17 protein-coding genes and 1 pseudogene are annotated in these 20012 nt (G+C 44.7%); 7 read left to right on the top strand and 11 right to left on the bottom strand.

The genetic code is table 11. From position 1 onward, the window contains the following. Positions 1–91: 91 nt before the first annotated feature. Positions 92–733 (top strand): annotated as a pseudogene (locus AM228_RS27085) (RNA-guided endonuclease InsQ/TnpB family protein); the annotation flags it as partial. A 201-nt stretch (positions 734–934) separates the two neighbouring features. On the opposite strand, the gene moaA reads toward AM228_RS27085, so the two are convergent. Both moaA and AM228_RS27070 read right to left on the bottom strand, forming a co-directional pair. After that, positions 935–1957 carry a GTP 3',8-cyclase MoaA gene (gene moaA / locus AM228_RS27080; RefSeq protein ID WP_054470022.1) on the bottom strand — a complete coding sequence of 341 codons (1023 nt, stop codon included), beginning with the start codon at positions 1955–1957 and terminating at the stop codon, positions 935–937. A 358-nt stretch (positions 1958–2315) separates the two neighbouring features. Continuing rightward, positions 2316–2594: a DUF1830 domain-containing protein gene (locus AM228_RS27070; protein WP_190879951.1), complete on the bottom strand. Its 279-nt coding sequence runs from the start codon at positions 2592–2594 to the stop codon at positions 2316–2318. A 560-nt stretch (positions 2595–3154) separates the two neighbouring features. Between AM228_RS27070 and AM228_RS27065 the strand changes: the two genes are divergently transcribed. Both AM228_RS27065 and AM228_RS27060 read left to right on the top strand, forming a co-directional pair. Continuing rightward, positions 3155–5152 (top strand): heavy metal translocating P-type ATPase, encoded by a 1998-nt coding sequence (locus AM228_RS27065; protein ID WP_054470019.1) that lies wholly within the window; start codon positions 3155–3157, stop codon positions 5150–5152. Between the two features lie 53 nt (positions 5153–5205). Then, complete coding sequence (locus AM228_RS27060) at positions 5206–5667, top strand: peroxiredoxin (RefSeq protein ID WP_054470018.1); 462 nt, start codon at positions 5206–5208, stop codon at positions 5665–5667. 179 nt (positions 5668–5846) lie between these two features. On the opposite strand, the gene hpf is transcribed toward AM228_RS27060, so the two are convergent. After that, positions 5847–6446 (bottom strand): ribosome hibernation-promoting factor, HPF/YfiA family, encoded by a 600-nt coding sequence (gene hpf, locus AM228_RS27055; RefSeq protein ID WP_054470024.1) that lies wholly within the window; start codon positions 6444–6446, stop codon positions 5847–5849. Positions 6447–6535: 89 nt separating this feature from the next. Then, a complete protein-coding gene (locus AM228_RS33705) occupies positions 6536–6682 on the bottom strand; it encodes a hypothetical protein (protein WP_156332099.1) in 147 nt (48 codons plus the stop codon). An 851-nt stretch (positions 6683–7533) separates the two neighbouring features. Between AM228_RS33705 and lipB the strand changes: the two genes are divergently transcribed. After that, positions 7534–8205 carry a lipoyl(octanoyl) transferase LipB gene (gene lipB / locus AM228_RS27050; RefSeq protein ID WP_054470017.1) on the top strand — a complete coding sequence of 224 codons (672 nt, stop codon included), beginning with the start codon at positions 7534–7536 and terminating at the stop codon, positions 8203–8205. Positions 8206–8226: 21 nt separating this feature from the next. On the opposite strand, the gene AM228_RS27045 is transcribed toward lipB, so the two are convergent. Both AM228_RS27045 and AM228_RS27040 read right to left on the bottom strand, forming a co-directional pair. Continuing rightward, complete coding sequence (locus AM228_RS27045) at positions 8227–8814, bottom strand: single-stranded DNA-binding protein (RefSeq protein WP_054470016.1); 588 nt, start codon at positions 8812–8814, stop codon at positions 8227–8229. Between the two features lie 167 nt (positions 8815–8981). Continuing rightward, positions 8982–11519, bottom strand: a complete 2538-nt coding sequence (locus AM228_RS27040) for a mannose-1-phosphate guanyltransferase (protein ID WP_054470015.1) — start codon at positions 11517–11519, stop codon at positions 8982–8984. Between the two features lie 263 nt (positions 11520–11782). Between AM228_RS27040 and AM228_RS27035 the strand changes: the two genes are divergently transcribed. Continuing rightward, positions 11783–11965, top strand: coding sequence for a hypothetical protein (locus AM228_RS27035; protein ID WP_054470014.1), 183 nt, complete (start codon positions 11783–11785; stop codon positions 11963–11965). 473 nt (positions 11966–12438) lie between these two features. Here AM228_RS27035 and rpoD read toward each other — a convergent pair whose 3' ends face one another. Both rpoD and AM228_RS27020 read right to left on the bottom strand, forming a co-directional pair. Next, positions 12439–13614 carry an RNA polymerase sigma factor RpoD gene (gene rpoD / locus AM228_RS27030; RefSeq protein ID WP_054470013.1) on the bottom strand — a complete coding sequence of 392 codons (1176 nt, stop codon included), beginning with the start codon at positions 13612–13614 and terminating at the stop codon, positions 12439–12441. A gap of 2041 nt (positions 13615–15655) precedes the next feature. Beyond that, positions 15656–15949: a polysaccharide deacetylase family protein gene (locus AM228_RS27020; protein ID WP_054470011.1), complete on the bottom strand. Its 294-nt coding sequence runs from the start codon at positions 15947–15949 to the stop codon at positions 15656–15658. Positions 15950–16084: 135 nt separating this feature from the next. Here AM228_RS27020 and AM228_RS27015 point away from each other — a divergent pair, with 135 nt between their 5' ends. Next, a complete protein-coding gene (locus AM228_RS27015) occupies positions 16085–16684 on the top strand; it encodes a hypothetical protein (RefSeq protein ID WP_231636961.1) in 600 nt (199 codons plus the stop codon). 19 nt (positions 16685–16703) lie between these two features. On the opposite strand, the gene AM228_RS27010 is transcribed toward AM228_RS27015, so the two are convergent. Beyond that, positions 16704–18923: a protein kinase gene (locus tag AM228_RS27010; RefSeq protein ID WP_054470010.1), complete on the bottom strand. Its 2220-nt coding sequence runs from the start codon at positions 18921–18923 to the stop codon at positions 16704–16706. A gap of 35 nt (positions 18924–18958) precedes the next feature. Between AM228_RS27010 and AM228_RS35780 the strand changes: the two genes are divergently transcribed. Next, positions 18959–19147, top strand: coding sequence for a hypothetical protein (locus tag AM228_RS35780; protein WP_054470009.1), 189 nt, complete (start codon positions 18959–18961; stop codon positions 19145–19147). Between the two features lie 306 nt (positions 19148–19453). On the opposite strand, the gene AM228_RS33700 is transcribed toward AM228_RS35780, so the two are convergent. Further along, positions 19454–19693, bottom strand: a complete 240-nt coding sequence (locus tag AM228_RS33700) for a hypothetical protein (RefSeq protein WP_156332098.1) — start codon at positions 19691–19693, stop codon at positions 19454–19456. 39 nt (positions 19694–19732) lie between these two features. Then, positions 19733–19915 carry a hypothetical protein gene (locus tag AM228_RS26995; protein WP_054470007.1) on the bottom strand — a complete coding sequence of 61 codons (183 nt, stop codon included), beginning with the start codon at positions 19913–19915 and terminating at the stop codon, positions 19733–19735. Positions 19916–20012 lie beyond the last annotated feature (97 nt).

The raw sequence follows: 20012 nt of genomic DNA, 5'->3' as shown, positions 1-20012 counted from the left end.
TAATTGATGACACGCCCTAGCTCATTTTACTTCATTTTTTTGTTTAAGTCCCGTTAAGACCTACGAGCGTCTACCAGTAAAATATCAACCCAAATCATTCACGATTAGCCGCAGTGCCGATCAATGGTTTATTAGCTGGAAAATCGAGGTTGAACCAACCAATGAACCAAAGTCAGTTGATGAGGTAGGTGTAGACCTTGGGATTAAAACACTTGCTACCCTGTCAACGGGTGAGGTGTTTGAAGGTGCTAAAAGCTATGGCAAATATGAAAAAAAACTTTCAAGGTTGCAATGGCTTAATCGTCACAAGGTTAAAGGTTCTAAAAACTGGAAAAAAGCTCAAATCAAGATAGCTAGACTGCATTGCCAGATTGCCAACATCCGCAAAGACACGTTACACAAGCTGACGACTTATCTTGCCAAAAACCACAGCAAGATTGGAATTGAAGACTTAAACGTTAGGGGGATGATGGCAAACCACAAGTTAGCCAAAGCTATTGCAGATATGGGATTCTATGAGTTTCGTAGACAGCTTGAGTACAAATGTCAGTTGTATGGTTCTGACCTAGTTGTTGTTGACCGATGGTTCGCAAGTAGCAAAACTTGTTCTAACTGTGGAACCAAAAAAGAAACACTCTCGTTGTCCGAAAGAGTGTTTCGTTGCGACCATTGTGGTTTTGAAATAGACCGTGATTTGAACGCTTCGATTAATTTGGAAAAAGCCGTCAGTTAGACGGTGTTAGCCTTTGGACAGAGTGCTGCCGACAGTTCTGGTTGAAGCAGGAAGTAAGCACCAACTACTTCTCTAGTACAAGTTATTTGGGATAGAAAAGTCTAGAGATGGGTAGATTTGGGTAAGTCTTATGTAACGGAGACAGGTTGGAGCTAACTGGGTGTGGGTTAGGTGGCCTGTTCCCGATTTCTTATTTATCCGCTATCCGCCAATTTGGGACATGGTGCGGCTGTAAGTACCCGTTAAGGTGCCAGACTCACGTCCTTTGTAGTTGATTTCTGGTTTGATGACCAGTAAATTCTGTACTTGTTCTAATAATTTGCTGAATGTAACCCCGTTACGAAGAGCGGTTTTTAAGTCAATTTGGCCGGTTTCATTCAATAAACAAGGACGCAACCAGCCATCGGCGCTAAGACGCATTCGGTTACAGCGATCGCAGAAACATTCTGACATTTGGGAAATAAAACCCAAAGTCCCCAAAGCCCCAGGAATTTGAAACACATCCGCAGGGCCATTGCCTCGAACTTTTCCAGCTTCTAACCCCCAGCGATCGCGAATGCGTTGTCGCAACTCTTCTGATGGCACCCAAGCGCGATCGCTGAATAGCTGATGATTGCCAATAGGCATAAACTCAATAAATCGCACGTGCCATTTCCGGTCTATGGTTAAACTGGCCAGATCGAGCACTTCATGGTCATTCACCCCAGGAATAACGACCACATTCAGTTTTAGCGGATCGAAGCCCACTTGATACGCTTGCTGAATTCCCGCCCAAACTTGTGACCAAAGGCTTTGCCCATTGCGACCCACCAACCAGTCAAAGGTGTCCGCATTTAACGAGTCTAAGCTAATGTTCAGCCGACGCAACCCCGCTTCATAGAGATCCGAGGCCATTTTTGCCAATAAAAAGCCGTTGGTGGTCATAGCTAAATCTTCAACTTGATCCAGAGAGGCGATCGCCCTAACCAACTCCATCACCCCCGGACGGATCAGGGGTTCTCCCCCCGTCAGCCGAAACCGGGTAAACCCTGCGGGGATAAACACTTCCCGAATTAGGGTTAACAATTCTTCATTCGTCAGTAAATCCTGCTGCAAAATATAGTTGAGTTCTGCCTCTTCAGGCATACAATACTGACAGCGAAAATTACAACGGTCAATCAAACTGATACGCAGATAATCAACCTGTTTTGGTTGATTAACAGTGGGTTCAAAGCTTTGTATCATAAAATAAAATAAGAGTTTCGATAAGCGATCGGCACCGACTTTTTTTTGATCGCTGACTGTGACTAGGTAGCAGTCGCGACAATTGTAGCAATCTTAGCACTTAGAAAACTTTGATCTAGGTCAAGGGATAGGTCAGGGAAATAAAAAATATCCCCATTAACAAAGCCAATTACCCAGCACCAATTAATTACCCAGCACCAATTACCCATGACAAATTGCCCATCAATGAGGATAAATCCAGCATCATTCATGGGCAATCAACGGATTTAATAACCTTAAATAATCTGCCGAGAAATATACCGGAAAAAATCTGCCGATATTCAGCCGATTATAGGGTGAGTATAGTCAGGTCATATGCTCACATCATCCATTGCATGGTCTGGTAATCCGGCTTTTTTTCACAAACATGCAAAGCTTTGCACCGAATTGCATCCACGATTTCTCTACCACTAAAAATAGACCGATAGATTTTCAGCAAAGCATCGGGCATTGCCTCAAATAAGATCCCTTGCTTCGGTGGCAATGCTACCTCGATCGCCTGAGAATTTTTGTGGAGTTTAACGATTTGCTTCTCACTGCTTTCATTAAAGTAATAGCAGAGAATTTCCAATTGTTGAGCGGGGAATCTGATTTCCATGATTGCATTCACCATTGAAAATAAATAGAGCGGCGATCTCATAGAAATTATTGCTAAAAACGTTTATGATTTTGGAGATTTTTATTTTGAGATAAATTCAAAGCAAAATAAAGCAAAATGTTGAGGAAAGCTAAAAAAAAGCTAAAAATATCTAGACTAATTTTCAGGATAAAAATCACGAGGCATTAAAAATCAAAAAATGTAACTTGTTATAATGATGCGCTGTTTAATTTAAATTGGATCACTAGCGCTTTTTTTCAGCGAGACTGGAGATCCGTTGATCTGAGCTTGTTTTAGTAAAACATGGTATCCCGCTGAATCGTAGTATCACAAACTACAATTAAGCTGGAGTTAAATCAATTTTAAAAGTTCGTATCCCTCAATTTAAGTTTCTGGGAAAACTCAATCTCTCTCTCCAAGCCTCTCACGGGTATTGGCCGAGGTAAACCTTAAAAAAAGCTGAAGAAAAATTAGCTAATCTGAGAGAAAATGAAAGCTGAATGGTTAAAATATTACAATAGTTAACTAATATTACAATAGTTAACTAAAATGAATAACCTATGGATAGACCCGAACAATGTTGTAGTTGCAGCAGCCATTGTGAAAATGAGTCTGAGAAGAATTACCCAGGCGATCGCCGGGAATCTGAGAAAATTTGGCAAGTTTACAAAACTAAAGAATTTAGGAAAATTTCTGTGGGGAGAGCGCTCCGCGCCGCTTACGCGATCGCCTTATTTACTCTGGGGTTAATCGGGCAAAAAGCCCTGCAAGATAGCCCATTGGCGATCGCCGAATATTTGGTCTTTATCCCCGCTTATTTACTCAGTGGTTGGACGGTGCTCTCCACTGCGGGACGTAATCTAATCAAAGGCCGAATTTTTGATGAAAATTTTCTAATGACCATCGCCACCCTAGGGGCGATCGCGATCGGGGAATTACCCGAAGCCGTCGGGGTGATGCTCTTTTTTCAAATCGGCGAACTATTTCAAAATCAAGCAGTCTCTAGTTCTCGCCGTTCCATCAAAGCCCTCTTAGAAGTACGGCCAGATTATGCCAACCGGAAAATCAATGACACGGTGCAAACGGTGTCCCCGGAAACCGTCAACATTGGGGACATTATCATTGTCAAGCCAGGGGAAAAAATTCCCTTAGACGGTGAAGTAATTGAAGGTAAATCTCAAATCGATACTTCCCCATTAACCGGAGAATCCGTCCCCCGAACCATTAAAGTGGGAGATCCGGTTTTCGCCGGAACTCTTAACCTAGGAGGACTGTTAACCATTCAAGTGACAAAACCTTTTGGGGAATCTTCCATCGCCCAGATTTTACATTTAGTCGAAAACGCCAAAGCCCAGAAAGCCGATACAGAAAAATTTATTACTACTTTTGCCCGATACTATACGCCGATCGTGGTGTTTGTCTCTCTGTCGATCGCGATCGTGCCGCCATTACTCATTCCTGGGGCAACCTTAGATCAATGGATTTACCGTTCCTTAGTAGTCCTGGTAATTTCTTGTCCTTGCGGACTGGTGATTAGTATTCCCTTGGGATACTTTGGCGGCATTGGGGGGGCAGCCAAACGAGGCATTTTAATCAAAGGCTCTAAATTTTTAGACGCCTTAAACTCAGTCACCACCGTAGTTTTTGACAAAACCGGCACCCTTACCCACGGGGTATTTAAAGTCACCGAGGTAGTGACAAACAATGGCTTAAGTGAATCAGAACTTTTAAATATTGCTGCCAGCGCCGAAATACATTCCAATCATCCGGTCGCCAAATCGATCCGAGAAGCGGCGCCCAATAATCTGGCCACCGTAGCGATCGCGGACTATGAAGAAATTGCCGGACATGGGATCCGGGCGAGGGTCAGCGATACCACCGTCCTCGCGGGAAATCATCGTCTATTACATCGAGAGAATATCCCCCACGAATGCATGGACTTGGAAGGCACAGTGGTGCATTTGGCCGTGGATCGTCTTTATGCGGGATATCTGGTCATTGCCGATCGAGTGAAAGAAGATGCCGCCAATTCCATCCAAACCCTGAAAAAATTAGGGGTTCAACAAGTGGTGATGTTAACCGGAGACGATCGCACCGTCGCCAAAAAAGTTAGTGAAGAATTGGCGATCGACCGTTATCACGCGGAATTATTGCCGGAACAAAAAGTCGCGGAACTGGAAAAGCTACTCAAACAAACTCATCACGGGGGAAAAACCGCCTTTGTGGGCGATGGGATTAATGATGCACCAGCGATCGCCCTGGCAGATGTGGGCATTGCAATGGGCGGACTGGGATCCGATGCAGCGATCGCCACTGCCGATGTCGTCATAATGACCGATGCCCCCGCAAAAGTCGCCGAAGCCATTCAAATTGCCCGAAAAACTCGCCAAATTATCTGGCAAAACATCGGATTTGCCGTGGGCATCAAAATCTTATTCATTCTCCTGGGAATCTTTGGCCTTGCCAGTATGTGGGCAGCCGTATTTGCCGATGTCGGTGTCGCCCTACTCGCGATTTTAAATGCCATGCGGATATTACGCCCAGATGCGGTAGCATAACAAAAGTTAACATTTCGCCCAAACTTGTAATACATCCGTAATAAATCGCAACTATGGCAATCAAAGTTGGAGACAAAGCGCCAGATTTTACCCTAAATTCTGCCACCGGAGAAAAAGTCAGCCTGAAAGATTTCTATGGTAAAAAATCTGTCGTCTTATATTTTTATCCGAAAGATGACACCCCTGGTTGCACCGCTGAATCTTGTGCTTTCCGGGATAGCTACGAAGTATTCAAAGAAGCAGGCGCCGAAGTGATCGGCGTAAGTGGGGACTCCCAGCAGTCTCACCAGCAATTTGCCCGCAAGTACAACCTGCCATTTATTCTGTTAAGTGATAGTGACAATAAATTGCGGCAATTATACGGAGTTCCGGCCACCTTATTTATTCTTCCTGGTCGGGTGACTTATGTGATTGACAAACAGGGAGTGGTTCGACATATTTTTGATTCCATGATGAACTTCCAGGGTCATGTAGAAGAAGCCCTGAAAACCCTCAAAGTAATTCAAGCCAGCTAATAGATCCCCGATCCATCAGAATTTAACCCGCGTGAACTCATGAAAAAAAGAAACTGGAGTGCGATTCGCGTTAGCGATCTGCTTCGCGGAATCGCACCCCAGTTTCTTTTAATGGCTGGCACCGCCGATCAATCTGTCAGAAATTTTACCGAAGATTTTCCCACAGAGACGCAGCAAAATCAGGCTTTGCCATTGACAGTGCTACCATTGTTGCGGGGTTGCAGCACACCATAACCACCGTGATTCCGTTCATAGATCACATTAATCTCCCCGGTTTCCGAGTTACGGAACATATAGAAATCGTGATCCACCAGTTGAAGTTGTTCCAAAGCATCTTCTACGGTCATCGGCGACATCATAAAATACTTAGTCCGCACCACTTCTTTAGGCAATTCGGGACTGCGCGAGCCAATCAAATCCTTAACCACTGGCTGCTCCTCGACCACCTCAATCGTTTTGGCGCGAGTGCTCGTCTTTTGTCCTAAACGTTTTTCTTTATATTTACGAAGTTGCCGTGAAATTTTATCGGAAACTAAATCGATGCTGGCATAGAGATTTTCACTACTTTCTTCGGCACGAATTACGGTCTTATTCGCAAAAATGGTCACTTCAGCCGTTTGTTTTAAATTATTGCGAGGATTTTTGGCCACTGACAAATGCACATCAACCTCTAGGGTCAAGTCCTGAAAGTGACTGACTCCCTTTTCAACTTTTTGCGTAACATATTCCCGAATTGAGTCGGTGATTTCAATATTTTTGCCGTGGATAACAAGCTTCATATCATATGCTCCCGCTGAAGAACCCATATTTATTTACATTTAGAGGAAACGGGGCGGGTATTGCCGCTTCCCGAAACTGAATATCTTTGCTAGTTTTTGCGATCGCTCATCAAAAACTTCGCCGAAATACTAATTTCCGCTACAAGGCTTGGTGGGTCGCTGGTTTCTGATTGTTGGATCATGGAGATTTTTCCTGAAAAAACAGCGATTTTCTGGTCAAGAATTTGGCTTTTCATTGCCTTTATAGCATTTCTAAATCATTGATGAAATGCCTAAATTGTGAACAGAAAAACCCCTAGGGAGGTTGCCTATCCCAATTTCCCAATGATTTAGATCCTCTATGATTATCATTATATCAGCAATTTAGCCAATTGTGAAGCCAGAAAATTAATCAGCTTTTAGACATAACAACTCCAGGATAAAGCAGCGCTAATTGTCACTATCGTTAACCCAAATATCCAGATTTTTTTCACAAACCTGAGTCATGGTGTCAGCCAAACTACAGGGTCATTTCTGTTACTTGGAAACAGCGGTAAATTAGCTACCTAATATTTAGGAGAATTTTGTCACTATGCTGCTCAAAATCCGTTACGCTCAGAGCAACCCCACTAAGTATATCTGTCAGCAGAAATAAAATAAATCACTGTCCCCTTTTTTAAGGGGGACTTAGGGGGATGGATGAATTAACTGACAGATCAGTGTAGCGATTGGCTGAAGATTTCTCTTCTTAGTCTTGAGGCGTCTTAAGACAAGTCAGGGACAACTCAAGCGATATCTACCACACAGGGTTTTAGCCGTTGCCAGCATTCTGCTTCAACGCTTTTCCGGCAGATGGCTAATATTTGGCGTCACCCTTTCGTAACGAAGGAATCACCATCAGATTTAGTGTGAGATGGCAATGTAGAATTGCTTATCTCTATTATACGCTTAAGCGTATAAACACGATCCTCCGGAAAAACATTAGTTATATTTCCACAGTACCACTTTGTGTTCTACTTTACAGTTTCTGGTGATTTCTCTTTAAAATCTGTTGCATTTACCCCCTGCCCCCATTACCTCTACCGACTTTAAGCACCGATTAAGCACAATGTTTTCTGATACCAAACCCCACCCCACCCGTTTATGTGAGTTCTATAATCTGGGTCTGATGGACTACATCCAAGCCTGGAACTGGCAACGCTCTCTGGTGGAGAGTCGTCGATCGCATCCTGAATTGAATGATGTGTTAATTGTTTTGGAACATCCACCCGTTTATACCCTGGGAACTGGAGCCAGTTTAGATTTTCTCAAATTTGACCTAGAAACCAGCGAAGTCCCTGTTCATCGGATTGAAAGGGGGGGAGAAGTGACTTACCATTGTCCCGGTCAACTGGTGGGCTATCCGATTTTGAACTTACGGCATTACCGTCCCGACCTGCATTGGTACTTACGTCAGTTGGAAGCAGTTTTAATTCAGGTCTTGGGGCTTTATGGTTTAGAAGGTTGCCGAATCCCTGGAATGACGGGAGTTTGGGTCGAGGGGCGAAAAGTAGCGGCGATCGGGATTAAAGTGAGTCGTTGGATTACGATGCACGGTTTTGCTTTGAATGTTTGTCCCGATCTGCAAGGGTTTCAAAAGATTGTCCCTTGTGGGATTGCCGATCGCCCCGTGGGCAGTTTAGCTGAGTTTATCCCCGATATTCAAATTGATCTAGTCCGCCAGCAATTGGCCATCACTTTTGCGGAAGTGTTTGGTCTTCAGTTGATGAATTTTAGCTAACTTGTTATTTTTTTATGACTCCTAGAAAGGAATTTCATCTAAATCTGCTGCCGATGGGGAGTCAGAACTTGAAGGCATTGATGGTGGACGAGAGGGGATGTCTGGGGAATAAGTCTTAGATGTTGTCGAAGAACTGGGGACTCCAGCTAAAGGTTGAGGCACCGAGGGGGCAGTGAAAGCGGGAGTTTGATTAGGCAGGCTATTTGCCGGTTGCCGACGAGATTCAATCGAGACAACATTTGGGGTAGGGGGGGTGGGAGCCGCAAAAGCTGGCGGGGGTGGGGACTGGGAAGTGGTTGCCGCACTACCACCTAAAGCATGAACCCGTGAGACAACCAGTTCCGCCCGTTTTTCTTTAAATCCTTCGGGTCGATCGACGTTTCTCATGCTGAGTCGGCCTTCAAGGACGACGCGATCGCCAACTTTGTAATGGTTATAGATTTCCTGAGCGCGATTTCCCCAGGCGATCGCCTTGAGAGTGGAGGGGTGATCGTCAGGGCGGATACTTTCAAACTGAACCACCATTTCCGTAATGGCCGTTTGGTTATCTGCGGTGTAGCGTAATTGCGGTTCTTGAATAATCTCCGCCATTAAAATACAACTATTCATCTTGTTCTTTTTCTTTCTCTTTCTCTTTTTCTATCACAATTTTGTGCGTGGCAGATTCCTAGACAATGACTGACTTCCCGGAAATATTCAACAATATTCAGCGAAATCAGTCCGAAGACGATTTCTTCTACAATAGATCGGAATTGCGGAGATTGTACTGCTACGTCTTAACGATTTGCGGAGTTGCCCATACCGTCTTGTGCTTGGGCGACAAACTTTTGTACTTGACTACGGTAATTCCACAAAGCCTGATCGACCCATTCGCGATCGGGGCTGTTGATGAAAATATGGACTAATGGTTCTCCCGCATCGGGCAAAATCAGCACCCAATCATCACTGTGGGGATATTGAAAAATTTTTACCCCATCGACCAATTCCAAACTTTCTGTGGGATGGGTTTCCACCAGATGACGCATTAATGCGCCTTTGACGCGCCACGGACAACGCACCGTATAGCTTTTATGACTGACATGAGGCAAATCAGAACGAATCTGCATCAGTGATCGCTCTTGTAAAGTCATCATCTCAATTACTTTGGCAATACAGAACATAGCATCAAACCCCGGATGGAGTTGGGGAAAAATAAATCCCATTTCTCCGCTACCACCCAATACCACATTAGAATTCGTGTGGCAAGCCTCCATCAACGCCGTGGGATTGGCCTTGGTGCGAATCACCCGGCCATCATGCCGTCGAGCGATTTGCTCGATCGCCGAACTGGTATGGACTGGCACCACCACCGTCCCACGGGGGTAAGAAGTCAACACCAAACTGACCATCAAAGCGGTTAACATTTCGCCGCGAATCGGGGCGCCGGACTCGTCCACTAAAATAAGCTGTTCGCCATTGGCCGAAACCTGCACCCCAAAACTGGCTTTAACCGCTTCCACCACCCGACCGAGTTGAATTAATAAATCTTCTCGTTCCGCTGAACTGGGTGCTGTTTGACTCAAGCTGGCATTGAGTACCACCGCATCCACCCCAAACTTGGCCAACAGCAAGGGCAACACGGCACCGTAGACCGCATACATATAGTCAATCACCACCTTTGCCCGACTATGGCGAATGGCTTCCACATTCAGGTATTTCTCAAAGCCCGCACTGTAAAGTTCGATGACTTGACTGGGATAAGACATATTGCCAATTTCATTAATCTGCGATCGCCGGAAATCCTCCTTAAAATAAGCCCCCTCAATCTTCTTCTCCCGTGCCTTAGAAATATTAATCCCTTGCTCATCAAAAAATTCGATCAACAAAGCATCAGGTCGGTCTGGATGCACCCGCACATGAATCCCCCCAACTACGGACAGAGTGGGGATAATGGAACGGGCTAAAGGAATCGCCGTTGCCTCCAAGTTTTGAATATTCGTCCCCACAGACATCAGTCCGGCAATTAAAGACCGGGAAACCATCCGAGAAATTCCCCGCTGGTCGCGAGAAACCGTCACCTGTGACCCGGGTTTTAAGGTGGAACCATAAGCGGCTCCCAGTTTTACCGCAAACTCTGGAGTAATATCAATATTCGCCAAACCGGAAACTCCCCGCTGGCCGAACAGATTCCGCTGTGCCGTATTTCCCCAAATTAAATTAATATTTAACGTGGCCCCAGACTCAATCTTTTTGCTGGGCCAAACCCGCACGGAAGTGTTAATTAGCGCCTCTTCCCCGATATTGGAAAGAGAACCCACCACCGCCCCTTCTAAAATATGAGCGCGGCGATCGATTCTCACCCCCCTGGCGGTGACACAAGCACTTAAGTTCGCTTCTTCGCCGACGATCGCCCCATTCCAAATAATCGGACGCTTCAAATCCGCATCGGCGCCAATCGTCACATTATCCCCGATCGCGGTTCCTGCTTCCACCATCACCCGCGGCCCAATCCGGCAATTATCCCCAATCAAAGCCGGAGTTTCAATTTTCACAGTCGGATCTATATATGTATTCTGCCCCACCCATAGACCGGGAGACTTTTGGTGATAGGCAAATTCCAGATTGACTTTGCCGTATAAAGCATCATATTGAGCGTCCCGATAAGCATCTAAATGACCCACATCACACCAATATCCTTGGCCAATATAGCCATACATTGGCTCCCCTTCTTCCAGCAACAAGGGGAATAAATCTTGAGAAAAGTCACATTCTTGGTTGGAGGGCAAGTATTCCAACACTTCCGGCTCCAAGATATAAGTGCCGGTGTTGACTGTATCGGAAAAAATTTCACTGGTAGATGGTTTTTCTAAAAATCGCCGAATCATGCCATTTTTATCCGTAATCACCACCCCGAACTCAATGGGGTTGGGAACATGGGCTAATACCAGTGTGGCTTTTGATCCTTTTTCTTTATGAAATTTAATCGCTTCCGTCAGATTGAAGTCCGTAATGCTATCACCGCTAATGACTAAAAAAGTATCATCGAGCAGTTCGGCAATATTTTTCACGCACCCGGCTGTCCCAAGGGGTTGATCTTCTTCGACAGCGTAAGTCATTTGCACCCCAAAATCACTGCCGTCTTGGAAATAGTCCCGCATTACGTCCGGGAGATAGTGCAATGTGGCAATGACTTCGGTGATGTCATGTCGTTTGAGCAGATTAATAATATGTTCGGCGATCGGTCGGTTGAGCACTGGAACCATTGGTTTAGGGAGATCGCAGGTTAACGGTCTCAACCTCGTGCCTGAACCTCCTGCCATTAACACTGCTCGCATAATTCCTCCTATCTTTATCTGTTAGGTCCCTGTTAGGTCAAAGCCGCAGATGTGATGATTTCGCTTCTTTGATCCTAGTTGCTTTCAGTAATATCATCTCACGGCGGTACAGTGGTGTGGCGATCGCCACACCACTCTGACTGTGAATCATCAGGTTTACACTGGAAAAAGAATCTTTGCCTGCCAGCCTCCAGTCGGACTGCTGGCAGGCAAGTTGATTTCAATTGTGGTCAGTTCGTTTTATTACATAAGGAATTAATCCAATGGAATTACTGGGTTTAGCATTTTTAGTAGTCTATGTGGGTGGTGCCTGGAAATTCTGGAAAGGCTTTCGTCATACGAACTTTAGTCAAGGTAAGCTGCGTTTAACCTTAATGTGGCCATTGTTACTGGCGACAAATAAACCTTATCGCCAAAATTTTAATAAAGCCCTCAAAGGTCGATAGGAAAAGTTAAGCAAATATGCAGATTTTTGGGTATTTCACCCTAGGTTAATATGGAACATAGCTGTGAGGCGCCAGTTCTGATCGGCGGCAAAAATCAGCCATAAAAAAGTTGGGACGATGATTTTTCCTCCCAACTTTTTTAGCGCAATTTTTGCTCAAATAAAGTCACCCAGAACCCAATTGACAACAGCCAATCAGTTCGGGTCAACCTGGAGAACCCTTGCTCCCTAAAATCAGCGCCAAACGAGCCGATCTTTTATACGGCATGACTAGAGCTAACGATTAACCATGTCATCCCTAGATTGACTGACGACCGGAGAAACAGTCAGAGTTCCCTGGAGAACTCTGACTGTTTCTGAGGTAACCGTTGACATTTTTGGGCTTGACCGATTTCACCCACCATCCATGAGTAAAATCATGGCAAAAAACTGAATACTTAATTAAGTCAACAGTTGTTAATCTACCGATAACATTTAGCGGATATACTCCTTAAGAATGCTATTGCGATTAGGATGGCGCAGTTTTCTTAAGGCTTTGGCTTCGATTTGGCGAATCCGTTCCCGGGTGACATTGAAGAGTTGGCCAATTTCTTCTAAGGTTTTCATCTTGCCATCATCTAAGCCATAGCGGAGCCGTAAAACATCCCGTTCGCGAGGGCTCAAAGTATCCAGAACACTTTCGAGGTCTTCCCGCAGTAAACTCTTAGAGACTTGATCTTCTGGGGTTTCGCCATCGGATTCAATGAAATCACCCAGCCGAGAATCTTCTTCTTTGCCAATCGGGGTTTCTAAAGAAATTGGTAACTGGGCGGATTTGGCAATGAATCGTAATTTTTCGATGGTCATTTCCATCCGAGTGGCGATTTCTTCTTCTGTGGGCTTACGTCCCATTTCTTGAGAAAGAAGTTTGGTAGTTTTCTTAATTCGGGAGATGGTTTCATACAAGTGAACCGGCAAACGAATTGTCCGAGATTGGTCGGCGATCGCCCGGGTAATCGCTTGGCGAATCCACCAAGTTGCATAGGTAGAAAACTTATAGCCTTTTTCGTGGTCAAACTTTTCCGCTGCCCGAATTAGACCGAGAGATCCTTCTTGAATCAGGTCTTGGAAAGACAATCCCCGATTCATATATTTCTTGGCGATCGAAACTACCAATCGCAAGTTGGATTGAACCATCTTTTCTTTCGCCCGCCGTCCCATGTGGAGACGCTTGCGAAATTCTGGAACCCCCATACGAACGGCACTCGACCACTCCAGCAAGTTGGGTTCCCGATCCAACTGATCCATCAGTTCTTCCCGGACTCGCTCTAACTCCAGCAAGTCGGCAATTTTCCGCGCCAGTTCAATTTCCTCATCCGCTCGGAGGAGACGAATCCGGCCAATTTCTTGTAAATATAGACGAATAGAATCTTCAGTGTATTGCTTTTTCTTGGCTTGAGTTTTCCGACGGGCTGTGCGAAGTTTGCCAGACTTCTCGTCTTCATCGTCATCAGAATGAGCGTCTAAATAGATGTCACCATCATCGGTGGTGCCTAATGCTAAATCATCTTCATCATCTAGCAATAAGCCGAACTCATTCTCAGAAGAAATCATCGATTTTTTTAGATCAGACTGATCAATGGGGGCCAGTACGTTATTAGCCTGGGTCATGCCGCGTTCCTCGTGCTCCTTAATGAAACAATCAACACTTCACCGATCGCCTAGGATGCATTAATTTCGGTGAAAATCTAGGCAGTAAGAAGGTTTTACAACCGCTTATTTGGTAAAGTCTCTGGTTTAAGCCTAGGTGAGTGCATTTACCTGAATACCAGTCAGTGTAGTCACTTGACAACAGGTCAGCACAATATTTAATCAAAAAATCCGAAGGTGTTCTGGCGCCATATCGGGCCTGATGAACCCTTTTATCAGGGGAATTTGATAGACCTGCGACTTGAGTTGAGCGATAAAAATCAACCCTAGCGGGTTTTCTCAGGTTTACTGAAATCCTTTTTGATTGTAACCTGTTTCACAAAATTTGCCTGCTGGTTGGTGAACTGATTTCTGAATGCCAAGTTTTTTGAGTTTGAATCATGTTGTCTCATCTCAATAAACAAGTTTACCCGATTATGATCTATCCTAGATTTCTTTAGTAGGGTTTCAGTTAATCCAAGGGTCAAAGCCAGCCAGATACTCTCGAAATTTCTTTCGATTTCGATGGTGAATAATTTTTGGCGCCTTTGAAACGATCGCTTGGGCGACAATTGCTGAAACCCGCCGAAAACATTCTTTTTGGCTTGTCTTTTTCGCTTAGATCGATCGCTGCACCCATCTTGAATTTTACTTTTTAACCCATGATAACGAACAAAAAGAAATTTTTACACCCTTTCCATTCTATTTGCCACGTATTTGCCACACCCATACGTTGCCATTGCTACTGTCAGAGAATGTTTCATCTTTGGCTCGCGTTTTTGCTTTGATTTTTTCAGTGTAACTTGTTCCAAGACATTCTGTCTCTAGGCTTGGCGGTTTTTCCTCTGGACTTCAGCTAGAGGGAGAAAAATGATTCAGATTCAGGCATCCATTATCTGGGTTTTTATCCCCCTCCACTGACTTGAGTTATTGGATATTTCTTGACTTTTTGGCCTTGGTTTTCATCGGTTTTCCGCGAATTAATTCGCTAAAAATTTTTCCCACCCAAAAGCCGTCTATCCATCCTCTAACACCCTCCTAAACGCCACCACATAGTCAGCCATTCTCCTCAGATTTGGCGCCGATGGAGCTTGGGCAGGGACAAATATTGGACTAATCAAGAATTGACACCTGCTGTTTTGTTTTCTAATGAGTCAACATGAGTCAATGATGCTGAATTCTGCCAAATTCAGCCGCATTAATCTCCTATATTATAAATAAATTTTTGAGCGATCCGGTTTTTTTCTTGGGACGCTCTTGCACAAGAGATGTAGGAGATGTAGGAGATGTAGGGTGAACTAATTTTGATTGCACTGACTTAAGCCATTGATTTTTTGGACGAATCACCATACTCAGTTAATTGGTGTAATTTAGTTGACCGTTTAGTTAATCGTAGAAAATTCTACCCTGTGAGCATCTGTAAATCATCCAGATGAATTGTGAATAAATTTGAACAGTGGAACTAACTAGGATTTTTTTCCTGGCTGTGAAATCAAAAGGGTTCTATAGATTTACACAATCTTGTCTAGTTAGCCCATCATCTAATAAACAATGAATTAACACGGAAAATCCGTAATTTCTTGGATCCAGATGATCTCTGCTCAAACCCAGGGATGAAATAACACAGAGCGAGCAGAGCAGCGACTAAGACTGCTGGGAATGCCGATTCGGACTTACAGAACATCAAATGATCTGTTGTCTTCCCCTCCCGTTTTTAGATTTTAGTGCTTGAATGGTCCTTATCTATCATTATATGTCATTTTACCCAGTGAGGTATTGATTGTTATTTTAATTAATTTATCCAGAATTGGGGTTATCTATCATAAATTAACCTTTGAGCGGTGTTTCCTGTTGGGTGTTGGTCTGGACTCCGCCTCCCCATTTTTGTTCAATGAATCGGCAACAGCCAGATGTCCCTCGGATCCGCAGGGAAAAGTTTTTGCTGAATGACGCTCGGTCGGATCGGTCAATATCCCACATATTTAGTGTTTGTTTAGTGTTGGTTAGCTTATTTGACTCTTATTTAGTGTCCTGTGCCGTCTAAGTGACAAGCAGCGGCGATCGCCTCCTGGGTTTTGGCTAAACTCTGCTTTAACTCTGCCTCAGACAGTAAGGGAAAACACCGATGGTCATAACCATGCAAACCAATATTATGACCTCGTTCATACACGGCTTTTGCTACATCAGGCCACCGCTGCACACAACGTCCTAGCCAAAAAAAACTGGCACGGACTTCATGGCGATCCAAAACTTCCAGGAGTTGAGGTGTCCACTGCTCATTTGGACCGTCATCAAAAGTCAGGGCAATTTCCGGCATATTTCTGTTTCCTGACCAGAGGCAGTTGGGAAAGATCGGTTTAAGAATTGAGTAGATAATAGGATAAAGTGGTGCAAATTGCATGAAGATTCTGTGCAGATTGTGTAAATTTTTTTTAATTTTTGTAGGTGTTTGATGAAAAAAAACGATAGCGAGCCCCCCCTACCCCAGGCGAAACCCTTAAGAAATTTGCCTATTGGCGATATTGGTGATCGCGCAACACAACCACTCAAAGCAATTTTCTCCTTGAGTTCGATAACATTCAATACATTATTGCTATTTACCCTCACAGGTTGCAACAATATTGTCACCGATCGCTATGAAGCCACCGCCTTAGTCACATACACTTGGCAAGTTGCTTACACCAACCAGCGCGAAAAATTCCCCCGCCTGGAAACTTTTGCCACCAATTCATTGCTGAACCAGAATGGCCAAAAACCAGACGGGGCAGTCACCAGGTCTGATGACCAAGGACTCTGGTGGCCAGCGACGCCACCCCGTCCCACCGTTGATGACATTGAAGCCAAGCAACAGCCCAATGAAACTCCCGGTTCTCCTGAACTGTTGAAACAAGTGGAATATCACTTGAGTTATCAGCTAGGAACCGAGATGGTTAAGTTGCCAACCAACCATCAAGTTTATCGGGAAGTGACTAAAGCCTATCCTTCCCGCTTGCCTTTAAAGTTTACCCTGGGGCCAGGGGATGCTTCTGTGGATCGAGCCAGCCAAAACTAGACTATATAAATGTTAAAAGTTAAATATTGACCTCTTGGAAATAGGCCCCAGGATTTAAACTGTAGGAATTGGCGGTGGCCATGAAATGACTGTTTTGACCCCTAGGCAATTGACTCATCTGTCTGCGAGTTCGGTTGGTGAGTCGATACCGCAGTTTGAGGTTATACTCTTTGATTTTCCCTTGAGCAACTTGATAAGCGGTGGTTTGTGAGGGAATTTGCTTGAGTACCTCGATCGCGGCGGCATAATCTTTTTGGGCGGCATGATTGTAGGCTTTTTGTAATAAGGCATTCCCTTTAATCTGCTGTTTGGTTTGATACTCGGCAATTTTCTCTTGTACCCGGGCATGGGTTGGAGTGCCTGCGGGGATTTTTTCCAGATGGTTTAGTGCCCCGGCAAAATCTTTCGCCTCCGCCCGTTGATAAGCTTGCTTGAGGAGTTGATAGGCTTGGGTTTCTAATTTTATCTGCTGCTTTGCTTCATACTCCAAGATTTTGGCTTGGGCGGTTTGATAGGCTGGAGTTTGATGGGGAATTTGTTTGAGCAGTTGAATCGCCCCCAGAAAATTTTTCTGGCTGGCTTTGTGATAGGCTTGTTGTAAAAATTCTTGGGCTTCTGGGGCAGCTTTGAGGGCTGCTTGACTGACTAATGGGGCAATTTGATCTTGCCAATAAGAAATGGCAGGCATTTCCGCCGCTAATGAAAGTACATCTACCCACCGGCTTTCCTGAAATGCGGTTTGAATTACCTGGAATTTGGCGATCGCTTTTTCTGATTCAACTTCCCACTCTTCCAAAGCTGTTTGGGCGTCTTGATAAGCGGAACTATCCCAGCGGACTGATTGGGCTAGGGCGATCGCCTGTGTTAAATCTCCACTTTGATACAGTTCTTGGGCGCGAGTAAAGCTTTCAAAGCCGAGATCCGATGGCAGAATTTTGAATAACTGAATCAGTCCAAGGCAGCCAATCAGACTATTAGTAATAATGCTCGCGATCATAAAAATCACGAGGAAAAAATAAGCACCGTATTTTTTCCCAGGGCTGAGGGTTTTCTGGGCAGACAAATCGATGATATTTTCCGGGAGATTTTCCGGAAGATTTTCCGGAAGATTTTCCGGGAGATTTTCTGAGGGATTTTCCGCCTGAGTTTCTGTGTTTTCTTTTAATAAGGATTCTTCAGGGATGCGATTCTCTACAGAGGGGATTTCGCCGATCGCCTCCTGGGTCGCAGTTTCGGTGACGGACTGGGAATGCTCATCGGTGCTGGGGGTTTCGGTTTCCCCTTCCCCAGCTATCTCCAGGGTGGGGGCAACTTCCGTCGCATCTAGGACTAAAGGTTGTTTCTCTGGACAGAGTAATGAGGCGATCGCCTGCTTTACTTCGATAACCGATTGATAGCGCTGTTGATACTGATTTAGCACCATCAAATTCAGAATGTTCACCAAGTCTTCACTCACCGGCCCTAGTAATTCTTCCTGCCAGCAAATTTCCCCAGTATAACCATTGACCTTTAATTGTCCTGGATGCACTCCGGTCAATGCTTCAATGGCAATTAAACCTAAAGAATAGAGGTCACTATTGGGTTGAGGATAGTTAGTCAGTTGTTCCGGGGGTAAATATCCAAATGTACCCATCGGCACTGTGAGCGAAAGTTTTCTGCGATCCGTAAGCGAACGGACTGGCTGCACCGCCCCAAAATTAATCAGAACTAAGCTTCTGTCTGAAGCTCGTCTGATTAAATTATTCGGATTTAAATTGCAGTGAATCGCACTATGTTCATGGATGATTTCCAAAATACCCAAGACTTCTTGGAGCATTTCCAGGCATTGTTTTTCTGTCCATCGCTTCGTGTCCCGTTTGCCAATAGGAAATTCCTCCGTGAGTGCTGTTCCCTCAATAAACTCTTGCACCAAATAATAGTTTTGCTGTTCTTTAAAGCAGGCTAAAATTTGCGGAATACTACGGCAATCGCTTAGTTTATAGAGGATTTCTGCTTCTCTGTTGAACTGGCGTTTGAGCGATTTTAATGATTTTGTTTCGTGTAATTTTGTCACTGCCAAAATATCTTGGTTTAAATGCTGTTTAATTAAGCATTTAATTAAATATTTGCGGTGGCCTGCATCCTGAGTATCTTCAGCTAATACCGACTGAAGACAGCCATCTTTTTTTAATACTTCTATAACTTGATACCGCTCCGCGATTAATTCATTAAATGAGGAATTTGATACTAATTGATACATAAAAACCATTCTCCGGCAGCAACTACGGGTGATAGATGGCTGGTTGTGGACAATGGAAAACCCCCAGTTATGGTGTGTTAAGGCCAGTGGTTTGCTTTCATCCGGCGATGGAATTTGCACTTATGTTAGCGATCGCCAGAACCGAGACAGACTCTCTTGGCATGATTCTTGGTATGATTCAGATGGCGATCGGTCTGACTTTGGCCAAACAGAAAGCATTCTGATACACGGTCGAGGCCAATTCAAAATTTAGATATGGCGAGATGGTCATCAATCTCAGTCCGTGGCTATCTTGACCACCCTGGGGATTTTGCATTGTCTAACGCATCGGTTTTCAGAGGTTTTATTGCCCGGTCAGGAACAAATTTTGCCGGGGATATTCCTTCTGGAGGTTTGGGGAAATAACCCAGAAACCGGGTTTCTTTTCGGCATATCACAGTTATCTTTGGCATCCAACCCAGAAACCCGGTTTCTTAATCCCCGCAGACCACCCAGAAACCGGGTTTCTTATCGGCATATCACAGTTATCTTTAGGTTTCACGACAGAAACCCGGTTTCTTAGTCCCCGCAGACCACCCAGAAACCGGGTTTCTTTGGTGAAAATGTAGGGGCGAATGGCCATTCGCCCCTACAGACCACCCAGAAACCGGGTTTCTTATCGGCATATCACAGTTATCTTTAGGTTTCACGACAGAAACCCGGTTTCTTAGTCCCCGCAGACCACCCAGAAACCGGGTTTCTTTGGTGAAAATGTAGGGGCGAATGGCCATTCGCCCCTACTGTTAAATCCCAACAAGAAACCCGGTTTCTTAATCCCCGCAGATAACCCAGAAACCGGGTTTCTTAGTCCCCGCAGACCACCCAGAAACCGGGTTTCTTTTCGGCATATCACAGTTATCTGTGGAATCCAAAAAAGAAACCCGGTTTCTTAGTCCCCGCAGACCACCCAGAAACCGGGTTTCTTTGGTGAAAATGTAGGGGCGAATGGCCATTCGCCCCTACTGTTAAATCCCAACAAGAAACCCGGTTTCTTAATCCCCGCAGACCACCCAGAAACCGGGTTTCTTAATCCCCGCAGACCACCCAGAA

The sequence above is a fragment of the Planktothricoides sp. SR001 genome (assembly GCF_001276715.1).
Taxonomy (GTDB): domain Bacteria; phylum Cyanobacteriota; class Cyanobacteriia; order Cyanobacteriales; family Laspinemataceae; genus Planktothricoides; species Planktothricoides raciborskii.
This window is presented reverse-complemented; position numbering and strand designations above follow the sequence as displayed.